Source organism: Bradyrhizobium sp. SZCCT0231 (assembly GCF_018130245.1).
GTDB lineage: Bacteria > Pseudomonadota > Alphaproteobacteria > Rhizobiales > Xanthobacteraceae > Bradyrhizobium > Bradyrhizobium japonicum_F.
In genome coordinates this window covers 249,530-264,756 of sequence record NZ_JAFCKP010000006.1, presented here as the reverse complement: position 1 = coordinate 264,756, position 15,227 = coordinate 249,530, and the positions used below count along the sequence as shown (strand labels likewise).

Sequence of the window (15,227 nt, the reverse complement as noted above, 5' to 3'; positions counted from 1 at the left end):
GCCTCGATGATGCTCAGACCTCGATGCGCATGAGGTCCTCGCCGAGCACGACCGGCCCCGCATAGTCCTGCCTGACATCCGCCAGCAGCGCGTTCAACATGGCATCGTCGGTGCGCGGCCGGTGATGGGTCAGCGCGAGCTTCCTGACGCCCGCCTTGGCCGCGATCTTGCCGACGGTGTCGCCACAGGCGATCGTGTATTTCGCAAGCCGGCGCAAATGCTCGTTGTTGATCTCCGGCGTCGCCAGGAAGCAGCATTGGACAAGCAGGTCGGCTCCCAATGCCAGCCGCTCGAGCCCGGGGCAGGGGACGGTGTCGCCGGAAATTGCAATGACCTTGCCCTCCGCTTCGAAGCGGTAGCCGAGACACATCCAGCGCGCGAGGAAGGCCGGCGGCATGTCGAGGCCATCGCCATGCGAGACCAGCTCGGCGCTGATCTTCCAGCGCCCGGTGTCGAGAACGGGACCCGGCACGATGTCCGTAGCGGCGACAGGCTTCCAGCCGCCGAAGCTGGGCTCGCCCTTGTCCCGCCACGCGATGTCCTTGTCGTAGACCTGCGTGATCAGCGTGCTGACGAGCCGCTCGGTATCCGGCGGTCCATAGACGCGCAGCGCGTCCTTGCGCCCGTGCATCCATGAATTCAGCATCACATCGTAGAGGTCACCGATGTGGTCGAAGTGATGATGGGTGAGAAAGACCGTGTTGATGGCGCCGAGCGGCACGCCGGCCTTGCTGAGCTGCAGCACGACGCCGCGGCCTGCGTCGAACAGGATATTCTCGTCGCCGAGCCTGATCAGCGTGGTCGTCGCCATGCGGCGCGGGTCCGGGCGCGGACCGCCGGTGCCGAGCAGTATGACCTCCATGACGCCACCTCCAGCGTGAAGATATTCACACTAGATTCGAAGGCGGCAGCGAGGCAAGCCGCGTCACGCCGTTGGGCACCGGGCGTTCAGTGCAGACCGGCCACTGTGGCGGCGATGGTCGGCCGGAGGGTTGACTGGCGCGATTCCTGAGACGTCAGGCGGTGCGCCAGATCCTGGGCGCGCCGTTCCACCAGATGCCATGTTGCGCGTGCGACGAGATAGCTCAACGCGGCGCTGACGACATAGGCGATGAGCAGCGAGACCAGTCCATCCGCGAGCGGCCAGAGCTGGCGCAGGCCATAGATCACCGCGAAGTGCGACAGGTACATCGAATAGGAGTTGCGGCCGAGCGCCTCGAGCGGCTGGAAGCGGATCGCAAGCTTGATGCAACCGGCAACCAGCGCGCCGAGCACGAAATTGATCATCAGATAGTTGAACTCATGCGAGCCGGTCGCGCGGTCGGCAGCGAAGGACAGCGCGATGAAGACTGCGACGATGGCGGCGTCGGACCTGGCGAAGCCGTCGCGCAGTGCGAAGAACAGCGCGCATCCGACCAGGAAGACCGGAAGCTGGTTCAGGAAGCTGATGTGCAGCGTGGTCCAGACGAAGGCCTCGTGGCCGGGGCCGTAATAGGCCGAGAACAGCGCGAAGGCCCACGGCTTGAACAGGCAGACATTGACGAGATGCAGCACGATCGCCAGCGCGAGATAGAGATGACGGCGCGAGCCGAACGCGGTGATCAGAAGCGGGAAGACGAGATAGAAGGTCATCTCGGCCGCGATCGACCAGTCGCCGGGCACCACGCTGTTGACGCTGTCCGGCCAGAAGCCGTGCAGGAACGTCGCGGTCAGGATCACTTGAAGGGCCCCGATGCCGTTGGGCGCGTTGTCGCCCGGTCCGGTACCGTTGATGACGAGGTAGGCCGGGATCGCGAGCCAGAACAGCGGCGCGATGCGCAGGAAGCGGCGGATGTAGAATTTGCGCGTCGGGCTGGTTTCGACACGCTGCGTCCACATCAGGCACATCGTCATGGCACTGACGAAATAGAACACGTTGACGCCGGTCCAGCCGCACATGAAGGCAAAATCGACGGCACGGATGTTGGACGGAAATGACTGCGACACGTGAATCGCCATCACGCCGGCGATGGCGAGGCCGCGCAGGACGTCGAGCGTGTGCGAACGGCCGAAAGGCACCGTGCCTTGCTCGGTTCGACCGGCGGCCGATCGGGCCTGTCCCTGCATCACGCCTGCTCCGTGGTTCGCATTTGCAGGCGGGACAATAGAGGCGCGAGGGGGTCTTCCGAAGCCGAAGCCCTTCTTTACGTTAACCGCGGCTCAATCCAAAGCCGGATGTGCGGGATCGGCGGCTTTGGGTTGGTGCGAGGCCGCTTGTGCGGCCGTCCGTGCAAGGATGCGCGGAATGAGAATTGTGCGCCAGTTCATACTTAATGCTGCGAGATCATGACCAATATTGTTTGCACATCACAACGCGCCTAGTATCGCGGCAATTTCGGGGGCTCGAACAGGCTGTGAATATCCGTTCACATGACAGCGCGTTGCGCGGCGACTTGAATATGCAGGCCGGGTCGCACGCACACGGGACACCCAGGACCGTGGTTGCTTCCGCACGACAGGACTTGCGTCCGGCCGGCCGCGAGCGGCTGATCGTCGTCGAGGACGATCCGGTGACGCGGACCATGCTGGTCGGCTATTTCAGCGAGAACAATTTCGACGTGGTCGGCGCCGGCTCCTGCGCGGAATGCCGTCAGGCGCTGCGCGCGCGCACCGATCTCGTCTTCCTCGACGTGCAGCTGCCCGACGGCGACGGCTTCGAGCTCGCCAAGGAGATCCAGGCCGCGAGCAACGCGGGCATCATCTTCGTGACGCGGCGCGACACCGACGTCGATCGCATCCTCGGTCTCGAGGTCGCCGGCGACCATTACGTCACCAAGCCGATCAACTTGCGCGACCTGCTCGCGCGTGCGCGCAGCGTGCTGCGGCGGCGCTCGATCGACCGCAAGGCGGCGCGCAACCACAATTCGATCGCGTTCGGCGACTGGATCATCGACCTGACCCGGCGCGAATTGCTCGGCAGCGACGGCAAGCCGGTGGCGCTGACACGCGCCGAATTCGACCTGCTTGCGGCGCTCGTCGGTGCCGACGGCAGGCCGCTCAGCCGCGACTATCTGATCGAGGTCGTCAGCAACCGCCAGGCCGAAGTCGACATCCGCACGGTCGATGCGCTGGTGGCGCGGCTGCGCCGCAAGCTCGTCGGCAGCGGCACGCCCGTGATCGCGACCGTCACCGGGGTCGGCTACAAGCTCGCGCTCAGCGAGCGACTGTAGAGCATGTGTGCGGCGGTTTTCCGACAAGATCGTGCTCAAACAATAGGACATCGCCGTCAACGCGATGCGACGCGCTTCCATCTGGCTTCGATGCGCGCCTTGATCTGGCTGACCCTAGCCTCGTGTGCGGCCCAATAGGCGCGGCTGGCGGCGGCGGTGCCTTGACGATAGCGGGCATAGACCGCTTTGGGCTGCACCGGCATCTTCGGGCGGCTCGCCGGTCTGGCCGGAGCTGCAGCCACAGCCGCGACCGGGGGCGCCGGATCCGGAGCAGCCGCAGCTTCGGTCCCGACCGGCGAGGCGTTCATGGCGGCGAGACGGTTGCGGGCCCTGTTACAATAGACCTGCGAGCGCGCGGTCATCTCCTCTTCGCCATGACCTGCACGGTACTTCATCAGGGCGCGGCAGAGGTCGCCGCCGGCCAGGCGCCAGGCCCGGCTGAGATAAAGCACCCCGTAATGGATGTTGATATCAGGCTCGGCCAGTTCCGCATTGCTTCCGCGGAAGCCCAGCATCGCCGCCGTCTCAGGCCGCACCTGCATCAGGCCGATTTCGCCGACGCTGCCGATGACCGCCGGGTTATAGCCGCTTTCGACGAAGACGACCGCCTCGGCGATATCTGCCGGCAAATCGGTGTTTGCGGTTTCTCTCTCGATGATCTTCCGGATCACGGCTCGGGATGACGGCGTTTCGCCGGCGCCGAGCTCCGTCCTTGCGCCGGCGATCGCCGAGGTCGTGCGCGGCCCGTCGATATCGCCGTCGCCGGCATGTGCGCCGATCGGGGCCGACAAAAGCAGGACGACCGCCGCATGTCTCCACGTCGCGCCGAGATTGAAGCGTGCCCTATCCCACAGCATGGGTTCGTCATAGGGCTCCGGAGTTAACAAACCGGCCTCCGGCGCAAGGTCACTGTCGCGCGCGGGCGCTCTGATCGGTGGATCTTGCTTGCGAAGGCTCCGCCAGCTGCTGATCGACCGCATAGAGCGTGCAGGTGACACCACCTTCGCCACCCACGGAACGCCGTCCCCAGCGCGCGTGTTGTGCCTTGGCGGGGGCCCGGTCGATGCTATGGTGTCCCGCACTCACGACAGGACGAGGATATTTCAGTGGCTGATGTTCATCCCGCGGCGGGCAAGCAGGCTTCGCCGGACGCGCTCACCAATATTCCGCGGCTGGTGACGGCCTATTTCGCGGGCAAGCCGGGTGCGTCCGATCCGGCGCAGCGCGTGGCGTTCGGCACGTCGGGCCATCGCGGCACCTCGTTCAAGAACACGTTCAACGAAGGCCACATCCTCGCGACCACGCAGGCCATTTGCGACTACAGAAGAGAAAAGGGACTGACGGGTCCGCTCTTCATCGGCATCGACACCCACGCGCTGGCCGAGCCGGCGCTGGTCAGCGCCGTCGAAGTGTTCGCCGCCAACGGCGTCGAGATCATGATCGACAAGGACGGCGGCTACACGCCGACGCCCGTCATCTCGCATGCGATCCTCACCTACAACAAGGGCCGCACCAGCGGGCTTGCCGACGGCGTCGTCATCACGCCCTCGCACAATCCCCCCGAGGACGGCGGCTACAAATACAATCCGCCGCATGGCGGTCCCGCCGATACTGACGTGACCGGCGTGGTCGAGAAGCGCGCCAACGCCTATCTCGCCGACGGCCTCAACGGCGTGAGGCGCATCGACTATGCCAAGGCGCGCAAGGCCGCGAATGTGCATGCCTATGACTTCATCACGCCTTACGTCGCCGATCTCGGCAATGTCGTCGATCTCGACCTCGTCAAATCCTCCGGCATCAAGATCGGCATCGATCCGCTCGGCGGCGCCGCCGTGCATTACTGGCATCCGATCATCGAGCGCTACGGTCTCAAGGCCACCGTCGTGAACGAGGCGATCGACCCGACCTTCCGCTTCATGACGGTCGACTGGGACGGCAAGATCCGCATGGACTGCTCCTCGCCTTACGCGATGGCGAGCCTGATCGGCATGCGCGACCGCTTCGACGTCGCCTTTGCCAACGACACCGATGCCGACCGTCACGGCATCGTCACGCGCACCGGCGGGTTGATGAACCCGAACCATTATCTGGCGACCGCGATCGCCTATCTGTTCGCGCACCGTCCGAACTGGGGCAAGGATGCCGCGATCGGCAAGACCGTGGTGTCGAGCTCGATCATCAATCGCGTCGCCAGGAAGCTCGGCCGCAAGCTGGTCGAGACGCCGGTCGGCTTCAAATGGTTCGTCGACGGCCTCCTGACCGGCGGCTTCGGCTTCGGCGGCGAGGAGAGTGCAGGGGCCTCGTTCCTGCGCCGCGACGGCACGGTGTGGACCACCGACAAGGACGGCATCATCCTCGGCCTGCTCGCCGCCGAGATCATGGCCAAGACCGGCCGCGATCCCAGCCAGCTCTTTGGCGGTCTCACCGCCGAGTTCGGCATGCCGCATTACGCCCGCATCGACGTTGCCGCGACCGGGCCGCAGAAGAACATCCTGAAGTCGGTGACGCCCGAGCAGCTCGGCCTCAAGGAACTCGCCGGCGATCCGGTTCGCGCTACGCTGAGCAAGGCGCCCGGCAACGGCCAGCCGTTCGGCGGCATCAAGGTCGAAACCGATTTCGGCTGGTTCGCCGCAAGGCCGTCCGGCACCGAGGACGTCTACAAGGTCTACGCCGAAAGCTTCCGCAGCACCGAGCACCTGAAACGGATTCAAGAAGAAGCCAAGGCCGGGCTGGCGAAGGTGTTTGCGGCGTAAGGCACCCGCTTTCTTACCCTCCCCTGGAGGGGGAGGGTCGGCGCGAAGCGCCGGGGTGGGGTGATCTCTCCCCACGGGCGCTGTTCGATGCGGAGAGACCGTCACCCCACCCCGCTCGCGCTGCGCGCGATCGACCCTCCCCCTCCAGGGGAGGGTAAGAAGACGCCGCGTGCGGTCATTCGCGCCTTCGCGGACAGCAATCAGTCGGTCTATATGTATACATAGGCTGTGTAAAAGGTATCAAAGTAAGCAAAATTTGAGCTTGAACGTTTCCATCCCTCCGTTATTGTATACATAACGCATACATAAGCCGTGGGAGTGAGACCAATGACAAAACCCTTCCCCATGAACGCCTGGTACGCCGCGGCCTGGGACGCCGAGGTGAAGCCGGCGCTGTTGCCGCGGACGATCTGCGGCAAGCATGTCGTGATGTATCGCAAGGCCGACGGCTCGGTGGCCGCGCTGGAGGATGCCTGCTGGCACCGCCTGGTGCCGCTGTCCAAGGGGCGGCTCGAAGGCGACACCGTCGTCTGCGGCTATCACGGACTGAAATACAACGCGCAAGGGCGCTGCACCTTCATGCCCTCGCAGGAGACCATCAACCCGTCGGCCTGCGTGCGCGCCTATCCCGTGGTCGAGCGTCACCGCTACATCTGGCTCTGGATGGGCGATCCTGCGCTGGCCGATCCCGCGCTGGTGCCGGACATGCACTGGAATCACGATCCCGCCTGGGCCGGCGATGGCAAGACCATCCACGTCAATTGCGACTACCGCCTCGTGCTCGACAATCTCATGGACCTCACCCACGAGACCTTCGTGCACGGCTCCTCCATCGGTAACGACGCGGTGGCCGAAGCGCCGTTCGACGTCACCCATGGCGAGAAGACGGTCACGGTGACGCGCTGGATGCGCGGCATCGAGCCGCCGCCGTTCTGGGCCAAGCAGCTCGGCAAGCCCGGCCTCGTCGATCGCTGGCAGATCATCCGCTTCGAGGCGCCGTGCACCATCGCCATCGACGTCGGTGTGGCGCCTAGCGGCACCGGTGCGCCGGAAGGCGACCGCTCGCAGGGCGTCAACGGCTTCGTGCTCAACACCATCACGCCGGAGACCGAGAAGACCTGCCACTATTTCTGGGCCTTCGTGCGCAACTACCGCCTGGGCGAGCAGCGCATCACCACCGAGATCCGTGAGGGCGTCTCCGGCATCTTCCGCGAGGACGAGCTGATCCTCGAAGCGCAGCAGCGCGCCATGGACGAGAACCCCGATCGCATCTTCTACAATCTCAACATCGACGCCGGCGCGATGTGGTCGCGCAAGCTGATCGACAAGATGGTGGCGAAGGAAAACGCGCCGCAGCACCTTCAGGCAGCGGAGTAGAGCATGGCCGAGCGTGAGATCGACCGCTCCGTCTCGCAGACCGTGAAGGCGCAGCTCGCGCTGCGCGACCAGATCTTGTCGGGGTCTTTACGCCCCGGCGAGCGCATCTCCGAGCTTCAGGCGGTGGAGACAACAGGCGCCTCGCGCACGCCGGTGCGCATGGCGCTGGTGCGGCTGGAGGAGGAGGGCCTCTTGGAGGCGATCCCCTCCGGCGGCTTCATGGTCAAGGCGTTCTCGGAGCGCGACATCTCCGATTCCATCGAGCTGCGCGGCACGCTGGAAGGCCTGGCGGCGCGCTTTGCCGCCGAGCGCGGCGTCTCCGCGCGCGAGCTGGAGCCTCTGAAGGAGTGCTTGGCTGCGATCGACGAGCTGCTGCGGCAGGTGCCGATCTCGGTCGATGCCTTCTCGTCCTATGTCACGCTGAATGCGCGCTTCCACGCACAGCTCACGGAGCTGTCGCGCAGCCCGCCCCTGATCCGGCAGATCGACCGCGCCTCGGCACTGCCGTTTGCGTCCCCGAGCGGCTTCGTGATGGCGCAGTCGGCGCTGCCCGAGGCGCAGCAGATCCTGATCATCGCCCAGGAGCACCACCGCGTCGTGATCGACGCCATCGAGAACCGCGAAGGCGCCCGTGCCGAGGCCGTCATGCGCGAGCATGCGCGGCTCGCGGTGCGCAATTTGCGGCTTGCGCTGCGCAACCGGACCCATCTCGATCTCCTGCCGGCGCTCGCGCTGATCAAGACCGCAACCGACTGAGGGCCGTCACCATGCGCTTCATCGAAACCTGGATCCCGGCGACGCTCGTCTCGACGCGCGACCTTGCGCCCGGCATCCGCGAATTCCTGATCAAGCCGGATCGGTTCGACGGTGCGGCCTATCCGGTCGGCAGCCACATCAATGTCAGCGTCGCCATCGACGGCCAGCCGGAGACGCGGTCCTATTCGCTGGTCGGCGAGGCCTCTTCGCACGGCCTTCGAATTGCGGTGCGCCGCGCCGAGGATTCCCGTGGGGGCTCCCGTTACATGTGGTCCTTGCAGCCGGGCGCGCGGCTCGACATCACCCAGCCCGCCTCGCTGCTCGCCGTGGACTGGGCGCGCGAAAACTACTGCCTGATAGCCGGCGGCATCGGCATCACCCCGATCCTGGGCGCCGCGCAGGCGCTGGCGCGGCGCGGGGCGGATGTCGCGCTGCACTATGCCGTACGCTCGCGCCGCGAGGCCGCCTATCTCGACGACCTCGCCGCGATGCTTGGTGACCGCCTCGTCGTTCATGCCAGCGACGAAGGCAGGCGGCTCGATCTCGACGCGCTGTTCGCCTCATTGCCGCAAGGCGCGCTGGCGCTGTTCTGCGGCCCGATGCGGATGCTCGATGCCGCCCGTCACGCCTGGATCGGCGCCGGCCATCCGCTCGCCGATCTCCGCTACGAGACCTTCGGCTCCAGCGGCACGCTGCCGACCGAAACGTTTCGCGTGCGATTGAAGGACACGAACATCGAGCTCGAGATCCCGCGCGAGCGCTCGATGCTGGACGTGCTCAACGCCAGCGGCCATGACGTGATGTTCGACTGCAAGCGCGGCGAATGCGGCCTCTGCGCCATCGACGTCGTCGAGGTCGACGGCGAGATCGACCATCGCGACGTCTTCTTCAGCGACCATCAGAAAGAGAGCAACCAGAAGATCTGCGCCTGCGTCTCGCGCGCGCGCGGCACCATCACGGTGGACACGCTGCTGCGGGCGGATGCGGTTTGAGGCGCGCCCTCCCGGCAATTTTGGGACGGATCGTAGCCCGGATGGAGCGGAGCGCAATCCGGGGGCGGTGTCGCTCCGGCGCACACTCGTCCCGGATTGCGCTCCGCTCCATCCGGGCTACGAAGGATCAATCGTAGAGTCCTACGCCGCGTAAATCGCCCGAAGCTTCTTCGTCTCCAGCAGCGCCATCACCCCATCCGCAGCCACCGGCCGGCTGATCAGATAGCCCTGCACCTCGTCGCAACCGATCTGGCGCAGATATTCGAGCTGGTCGGCGGTCTCGACGCCCTCGGCGACGACGTTGATGTCGAGGTCGCGCGCCAGCGAGATCACCGACTTCACGATCGCGGTGCAGTCCGGCTGCACCAGCATGTCGCGGATGAAGGACTGGTCGATCTTGATCCGGCTGAACGGCAGCTTGCGCAGGTAGGTCAGCGATGAGAACCCAGTGCCGAAATCGTCGAGCGCGACGGTGACGCCGAGTTGCAGCAGCGCGTTCAGGATCGACGCGGCCGAGCCGTATTTCGACAGCAGCATCGATTCCGTGATCTCGATCTCGAACCGGTTGGGGGAGACTTTCGCATCGGCGAATGCCTGCACGATGGTCTGAAGGATGGCCGTGTTGTGAAACTGCGACGCGGAGAAATTCACGGCAACCCTGATGTCTTCGGGCCAATCCGCCAGCGTCGCGCAGGCGCGGCGGATGACCCATTCGCCGATCTCGTGGATCAGTCCGGTCTCCTCCGCGACTGGTATGAATTCACTCGGCGGCACCAGCCCGCGCGAAGGATGGTGCCAGCGCAATAGCGCCTCGAAGCCGGTGATCCGGTTGGTGCCGAGATCGAGGAATGGCTGGAACACCAGGAACAGCTCGCCCCGCGCAATGGCACCTTCGAGGTCCGCTTGCAGCGCCTTGCGATCGCGGGACAGCCTGTCGTCGGCTTGTTCGAAGAAGCAGACCGTGCCCGGTCCCGCCTTCTTGGCGCGATAGAGCGCAGCGTCCGCGTTCTTCATGATATCGAGCGGCGTGCTGCCGTCGCGCGGTGCCAGCACGATGCCGACGCTGGTCGCGCCGACGATCTGGCGGCCCTCGATCTGGAAGGGTTCGTCGAAGGCCGCGACGAAGCGCTCGGCGATCTCGAGCGCATCCTCGGGCCGCGCCAGATTGGCCATCACCAGCGCAAACTCGTCGCCGCCGATGCGCGCGACGTGCTCGGCTGCGCGCGTGCAGCGCTGCAGGCGGCCCGCGACCTGCACCAGGAATTCGTCGCCGGCCGGGTGGCCGAACTTGTCGTTGACCTCCTTGAAGCGATCGAGGTCGAGCAGCAGCACCGCGAACTCCTCGCCCGAGAGCGCAAGGCGCTTCAGCGCGGCATCGAGCGTCTCGTTGAAGGCGAAGCGGTTGGGCAGTTGCGTCAGCGGGTCCTGCCGCACCGTGCGCTCGGCCTCGATCTGCCGCATCACGCGCCGCGCGAACGAGAACGAATTGACGAACACGCCGCGCAGCAGCACGCTGCCATAGACCACGACGAGAAAGGCGATCAGCAGGAAGGCGAGATCGCCATTCCTGCCGAGGCAGATGGCGATGCCGAGGAAGATCGGGGCCGTGAAAGCGATGGCCGCGATCGGGATCGTGGCGAAGGCCAGCGCGCCGCCGGCCAGCATGCCCGAGCACAGGCAGGTGATGACGAGCTGGCCGCCGGTCGAGGCGTCGGCGAAGAAGGCGACCGGGACGATGCCCCAGGCGGAGCCAAGGATGAAGGCGTTGCGCACCAGCCGGTGCATGGCGCGGCGCGAGACGAATTGCGGCTTGGTGATGCGGCGCGCGGCGTGGGATTGCAGGCCGAATCCGATCGCGGCGCCGGCGACAGCCACCGCCCAGATCAGGGCGGGAATCCTGTCCGGCGACGGCCACAGCGCGATGGCGAGCACGATGGCGTTGCAGGCATTGGCGAGCATGATGCCGACCGAATAGCCGAGCACGAGCGACATCTGTTCGGCCCGGATATGCCCGGCCACGGCCTCGTCGGTTGCGGGACCGCCGAACGCCGACAGATCGCCGGCGAACAGCCGCGCGACATAGCTGGTCGTTTGAGTCCGCATTCAATAGCCTAGCAGCACGGGCCGTTCTTTTCGGCTCGATCTGGAGAATTCGTCGCAAACCTTTGACGAACTATGAATTATCCCCGTTTGCCGCGCTGGCCGCGACCACTTCTGCGTGTTCGTCACGCAGTATCGATAACAAATCGATACAAATGCCCGACAGGCCGGACATCATACGGGGCGAGGGCGCGGTCTCAGCTGGGTGATGGCGACCCCGGAGATCGCGAGCAGTCCGCCGACGATCAGCTTGGGCGTGAGTCGGTCGCCGAGAAACAGTACGCTCGAAAGCAAGGCAAACACCGGAAGCAGCAGACCGAAGGGCGCGACGCGCACCATCGAGCAACGGGCGATCAGCCAGAACCAGAGGCCAAACCCGAGCATTCCCCCCACGAAGATCGTGTAGGCGAGCGCCAGCCAGCCAAGTTCGCCCGCCGTCACAAGGCTCGCCGCTTGTCCATATTCAAGGAGCAGCGACATCAACATGACCTGCGGTACCGTGAGCAGCGAGGACCACCCCATCAGCATCAAGGGATCAAACGGGCCGTAACGCTTCGTCAAGACGTTGGACACCGCGAAGGCAAAAGCGGCACCAGCCACAAGCAGCAGCGGAATCAGGTTGGTCGACAGGCCCGGCTCCGCCGCGAGCACGGTCACGCCCACGAATGCAAGCACGACTCCGGCAGAGGTGGCGAGAGACGGCCTCTCCGCCAGAATGGGCCAGGACAACAGGATGGTGAAGGGCGTGGCGAGCTGGTACGCGACGGCCGACATGCTTCCCGAGCCGAGTCCAAGGCCGACATAGAAGAGCCCGAAATTCAGTCCGCCCAGGAACAGCGAAATGGCCGCAACAGGACCGAGTTGTCGACGCGTGGGCCTATCGACGAAGGGAACAAGCAGCACTGCGATAGCCAGAAAGCGTAATGCGAGGAAGAACAGCGGCGGAAACTCCGCGACGCCTACCTTGATGGCCACGAACTGATATCCCCAGATCATGGGAACGGCGATGGCGCAAACGATCTGGATGCCAGACATGGCGCACCCTTTCAGGACCGATCGGTCCAAATATGGATGCGCCGATATGCCAAGGCATCCATGGGATTACTTCACGAAGCGGCCGACGAGAGCGTCGGCGGCGGCTTGCGATGCGATCCGTGCCGGAGCCGTTTTGCCGACCACACGCAGTCCTTCGACGAAACAGACGAGAATGTTGGCGGCGATCGCGGGCTCGACACCGTCGGCCAACTTGCCGGCCGCTTTCGCGCGGGACAGTGCATCCGTCACCTTGGCTTCCATGGCCTTAAAGAAGCTCGCAACGCGGCGACCCACCTCGGCATCCTGGCCGGCCAATTCCATGGCTGTGGCAACCAAGAGGCATCCGCGCCGGCCGTTGCTCCCGCTGGTGCGCTCGACGTAGCCGGCAAGGTAGGCCCGCAGGCCCGCCACCGGATCGTTGCCAGGATCGAATTCCCCTTCCATACGCCTCAAGGCATCCGCGATGTAGCGATCAAGCGCGCGCAAGAACAGCGAATGCTTGTCACCGAAAGCGGCGTAGAGGCTGCCCCGCGACAACCTCGTTGCACGAAGGAGGTCGGGCAGCGCCGTGGCATGATAGCCACGCGACCAGAACACCTCCATCGCGCGCTCGACGGCGATTTCCATATCGAAACTTCGCGGCCGGCCACGGGGCAGCCGCGCTGGGGTTGTCTGCCTCATGCCGATATATATAGACCGATCAGTCCTTAAATGGCAAGCGACGCACGGGACTTGCGCGCTGCGCGCTCCGGATGGATCTTCAGCCCTTCCGAATGGGAGTCGCGCCAAGGTCCGGCCTGAGGCGCGTCAGCGTCTCGCATCAAGGCCTGAGCGGCTCCCGCTCCCGGAAGAGCGGCTCCTCGATCGGCTTTTGCGCACCTGGCGGGATCGAGACGCCCCCTCGATCGCGTGATACGCTTCGTGAACCGGCCAGGCCACCGTGCGCCCGCGGTCGGCACTGGATGCATTCGAAATCCCGAGGGCCTGTCCATGAGCGAGCCTTCAGCCGATGTGTCGGCAACGGTCGAATACACGATGGACAAGTGGCGGATGGACCGGGTCCCATGGGCCATTTGGGCTTGCGTCGCCGGCCTTGCGGTCGCGCTTCACGCCGAGAGCCGTGGCCAGAATGGAGCCGTTTTGGCCCTCGTCTATCTGGCCCTGCTGGCTCTGGCGTTCGCAGGCTATGCACTGACGAGCCTGATCGGGCGGTCCGGCCTGCCATTGCTTCTCGAATTATTTATCGGCCTCCTGGTCCTGATCATCGTCTCTGCCCTCATCGGTGGGATCAGCCTGATGGTCAGCGGGTCGACCGGCGGCGCCAGCTATGTCGGCACGATGCGCAGTCACTATTGGACTCATCTCGTGAACCCATCGCTGAACGTTTTCGGCTGGATGTTGCTCTATCTGGGTTTCGGATGGATCGCGTTTTCAGCTTACCGGCACTTCTACGCGGATCGGGCGGTCGTCTCCATGTCTGCCACGGGCATCCACTTTCACAGGCCCTGGCTCAAGGGTCTCTTCATTCCCTGGCAGGAGGTGCGCGGGGTGGGCCATCTCGTGGTTCCCGGCATCTCGGGGGTGCCGTACGTCAGTCCATATGCTGCGGCCGTCACGGTCGGTCAGGATTTCTATGAGCAGCACATCGCCCCGAAGCTGGGCTTCCTCGCGCCACCCGGGTTCGAGGCCATGTTCCAGCCGAAAGGCGAGATGATGCAGGTGGTGCTGAGCAGCGCCGACATGGCGGTCAAGCCGGAAGATTTTCTCGGGCCTGCCGAGGCGCGGTGGAGGGCATTTCGGGATCAGCCGGCGTCGCCATCCCAACGCGGGGGCACCGTCTTCTACGGACGCTGGTCGATCGATGGCTCTCGGTGGCAGGCCGTTCAGTTTCTTGCGCCTCTCGTCGGCCTGGTCGTGGTCATGCTGTACCGATAGGGCATTCCCGCTCAGCGTCGGAGTTGCTTCGGATCGTAGAAGAAGCGCTCCTCGATGATCTCATTGCCTCGCCAGGTCTGCCACGCGATCTCCTCCAGCGTCTGCGTCACGCCCTCGGCGTTGGTGAAGGAGAATTTCCAGCGGCTGGCGACAACGTCGCCATCGATCAGGCTGGGGCCGAGGCGCACGGCAGTGACCTTCTTGAACGCGGCCAGCACGCCACGCTCCTTGTCCGCGAGCTTGTCGCGCCCAACCACGGGCGCGGCGAGGTTCTCATAGGTCGCGGTATCAGGGGTGTAGTAGTCGAGGATCGCGCCGACGAAGTCGCCATCCTCCAGGCGCTTGGCAAAGGCTTCGACGATCTCACGGCTCGGCATGGCGACCTCACAATTAAAACCGACTGACAGTCGGTAATTACCGACCGATAGTCGAAAAGTCAACTGGCCGCCCGGGTAGAATTCGACTAGACGAGACACATGGCCAAACAGGCGGAGCGGCGGGCAGCAACATCGGAGGCGATCCTGGCGGCGGCGCGCCGCCTGTTCGGGACGCAAGGCTTCGCCGCCACCACGATGGATGAGATTGCGGAAGGCGCTTTCGTCGCCAAGGGGGCGGTCTATCATCATTTCAAAACCAAAGAGGCGGTGTTCGCAGCCGTGTTCGACCAGGTCTCGCGCGACCTCGTCGCCGAGATCGACCGTACCGCGCGGGCCGAGAAGGACGTGCTCGCCGCGATGGTCGCCGGCACCCAGCATTATTTCGCCGCGACCGCGAAGGGGCCGACCGGCCAGATCATCCTGCGCGACGGCCCCGCCGTGCTCGGCTGGGAGCGCTGGCGCGAGATCGACGCGCAGCACTTTGGCGGCAAGATGCCGCGCGCGCTTTCCGCTGCGATGGAGGCGGGCCTGATCGTGCGGCAGCCGGTCGAGCCGCTGGCGCGTCTGCTGCTCGGCGCGGTGACGGAAGCCGCGGTCGCCTGCGCCGGGCGCACCGATATCGCAAGAGCAGGTGCGGAATATGCCCGTGCGTTCAGGTCGCTGGTCGAGGCGCTGCGCGTCAAAGCATGATTG

Annotated in this window: 14 protein-coding genes; 7 read left to right on the top strand and 7 right to left on the bottom strand. The window is 65.1% G+C overall.

From position 1 onward, the window contains the following. Positions 1–13: 13 nt before the first annotated feature. On the bottom strand, positions 14–862 hold the full coding sequence (locus JQ566_RS17935) for an MBL fold metallo-hydrolase (RefSeq protein WP_212374014.1): 849 nt from the start codon (positions 860–862) through the stop codon (positions 14–16). 86 nt (positions 863–948) lie between these two features. After that, positions 949–2,106, bottom strand: a complete 1,158-nt coding sequence (locus tag JQ566_RS17930) for an acyltransferase family protein (protein WP_212374012.1) — start codon at positions 2,104–2,106, stop codon at positions 949–951. A 287-nt stretch (positions 2,107–2,393) separates the two neighbouring features. Between JQ566_RS17930 and JQ566_RS17925 the strand changes: the two genes are divergently transcribed. Beyond that, the gene (locus JQ566_RS17925; RefSeq protein WP_212374010.1) at positions 2,394–3,209 is read left to right on the top strand and encodes a response regulator; all 816 of its coding nucleotides are present in this window, start codon (positions 2,394–2,396) and stop codon (positions 3,207–3,209) included. A gap of 56 nt (positions 3,210–3,265) precedes the next feature. On the opposite strand, the gene JQ566_RS17920 is transcribed toward JQ566_RS17925, so the two are convergent. After that, complete coding sequence (locus JQ566_RS17920; protein ID WP_212374008.1) at positions 3,266–4,066, bottom strand: transglycosylase SLT domain-containing protein; 801 nt, start codon at positions 4,064–4,066, stop codon at positions 3,266–3,268. A gap of 249 nt (positions 4,067–4,315) precedes the next feature. Here JQ566_RS17920 and pgm point away from each other — a divergent pair, with 249 nt between their 5' ends. The 4 genes from pgm (at position 4,316) to JQ566_RS17900 (ending at position 9,087) form a co-directional block, all read left to right on the top strand. Beyond that, a complete protein-coding gene (pgm, locus tag JQ566_RS17915; protein ID WP_212374005.1) occupies positions 4,316–5,962 on the top strand; it encodes a phosphoglucomutase (alpha-D-glucose-1,6-bisphosphate-dependent) in 1,647 nt (548 codons plus the stop codon). 327 nt (positions 5,963–6,289) lie between these two features. Then, positions 6,290–7,339, top strand: a complete 1,050-nt coding sequence (locus tag JQ566_RS17910; RefSeq protein WP_212374004.1) for an aromatic ring-hydroxylating dioxygenase subunit alpha — start codon at positions 6,290–6,292, stop codon at positions 7,337–7,339. A 3-nt stretch (positions 7,340–7,342) separates the two neighbouring features. Next, a complete protein-coding gene (locus JQ566_RS17905) occupies positions 7,343–8,095 on the top strand; it encodes a GntR family transcriptional regulator (RefSeq protein WP_212374002.1) in 753 nt (250 codons plus the stop codon). Positions 8,096–8,106: 11 nt separating this feature from the next. Then, complete coding sequence (locus tag JQ566_RS17900) at positions 8,107–9,087, top strand: PDR/VanB family oxidoreductase (RefSeq protein WP_212374000.1); 981 nt, start codon at positions 8,107–8,109, stop codon at positions 9,085–9,087. Between the two features lie 141 nt (positions 9,088–9,228). Here the strand turns inward: JQ566_RS17900 and JQ566_RS17895 are convergent, their stop codons facing one another. From JQ566_RS17895 to JQ566_RS17885, 3 genes are all read right to left on the bottom strand, one after another. Then, positions 9,229–11,190, bottom strand: coding sequence for a putative bifunctional diguanylate cyclase/phosphodiesterase (locus tag JQ566_RS17895; protein ID WP_212373998.1), 1,962 nt, complete (start codon positions 11,188–11,190; stop codon positions 9,229–9,231). Positions 11,191–11,361: 171 nt separating this feature from the next. Beyond that, positions 11,362–12,222 carry a DMT family transporter gene (locus tag JQ566_RS17890; protein WP_212373996.1) on the bottom strand — a complete coding sequence of 287 codons (861 nt, stop codon included), beginning with the start codon at positions 12,220–12,222 and terminating at the stop codon, positions 11,362–11,364. A gap of 66 nt (positions 12,223–12,288) precedes the next feature. Further along, complete coding sequence (locus JQ566_RS17885) at positions 12,289–12,849, bottom strand: TetR/AcrR family transcriptional regulator (RefSeq protein ID WP_249139527.1); 561 nt, start codon at positions 12,847–12,849, stop codon at positions 12,289–12,291. Positions 12,850–13,212: 363 nt separating this feature from the next. Here JQ566_RS17885 and JQ566_RS17880 point away from each other — a divergent pair, with 363 nt between their 5' ends. Beyond that, on the top strand, positions 13,213–14,157 hold the full coding sequence (locus JQ566_RS17880; protein WP_212373994.1) for a hypothetical protein: 945 nt from the start codon (positions 13,213–13,215) through the stop codon (positions 14,155–14,157). Positions 14,158–14,168: 11 nt separating this feature from the next. Here JQ566_RS17880 and JQ566_RS17875 read toward each other — a convergent pair whose 3' ends face one another. Further along, complete coding sequence (locus tag JQ566_RS17875) at positions 14,169–14,534, bottom strand: nuclear transport factor 2 family protein (RefSeq protein WP_212373986.1); 366 nt, start codon at positions 14,532–14,534, stop codon at positions 14,169–14,171. Positions 14,535–14,633: 99 nt separating this feature from the next. Here JQ566_RS17875 and JQ566_RS17870 point away from each other — a divergent pair, with 99 nt between their 5' ends. Further along, positions 14,634–15,224: a TetR/AcrR family transcriptional regulator gene (locus JQ566_RS17870; protein ID WP_212373984.1), complete on the top strand. Its 591-nt coding sequence runs from the start codon at positions 14,634–14,636 to the stop codon at positions 15,222–15,224. The last annotated feature ends 3 nt before the right edge of the window (positions 15,225–15,227 follow it).

What these genes read in the sequence shown, in the direction of transcription:
- JQ566_RS17935 (WP_212374014.1), bottom strand. Translation starts at nt 862, where the DNA reads ATGGAGGTCATACTGCTCGGCACCGGCGGTCCGCGCCCGGACCCGCGC.
- JQ566_RS17930 (WP_212374012.1), bottom strand. Translation starts at nt 2,106, where the DNA reads ATGCAGGGACAGGCCCGATCGGCCGCCGGTCGAACCGAGCAAGGCACG.
- JQ566_RS17920 (WP_212374008.1), bottom strand. Translation starts at nt 4,066, where the DNA reads ATGCTGTGGGATAGGGCACGCTTCAATCTCGGCGCGACGTGGAGACAT.
- JQ566_RS17910 (WP_212374004.1), top strand. Translation starts at nt 6,290, where the DNA reads ATGACAAAACCCTTCCCCATGAACGCCTGGTACGCCGCGGCCTGGGAC.
- JQ566_RS17905 (WP_212374002.1), top strand. Translation starts at nt 7,343, where the DNA reads ATGGCCGAGCGTGAGATCGACCGCTCCGTCTCGCAGACCGTGAAGGCG.
- JQ566_RS17900 (WP_212374000.1), top strand. Translation starts at nt 8,107, where the DNA reads ATGCGCTTCATCGAAACCTGGATCCCGGCGACGCTCGTCTCGACGCGC.
- JQ566_RS17895 (WP_212373998.1), bottom strand. Translation starts at nt 11,190, where the DNA reads ATGCGGACTCAAACGACCAGCTATGTCGCGCGGCTGTTCGCCGGCGAT.
- JQ566_RS17890 (WP_212373996.1), bottom strand. Translation starts at nt 12,222, where the DNA reads ATGTCTGGCATCCAGATCGTTTGCGCCATCGCCGTTCCCATGATCTGG.
- JQ566_RS17885 (WP_249139527.1), bottom strand. Translation starts at nt 12,849, where the DNA reads ATGGAAATCGCCGTCGAGCGCGCGATGGAGGTGTTCTGGTCGCGTGGC.
- JQ566_RS17880 (WP_212373994.1), top strand. Translation starts at nt 13,213, where the DNA reads ATGAGCGAGCCTTCAGCCGATGTGTCGGCAACGGTCGAATACACGATG.
- JQ566_RS17875 (WP_212373986.1), bottom strand. Translation starts at nt 14,534, where the DNA reads ATGCCGAGCCGTGAGATCGTCGAAGCCTTTGCCAAGCGCCTGGAGGAT.
- JQ566_RS17870 (WP_212373984.1), top strand. Translation starts at nt 14,634, where the DNA reads ATGGCCAAACAGGCGGAGCGGCGGGCAGCAACATCGGAGGCGATCCTG.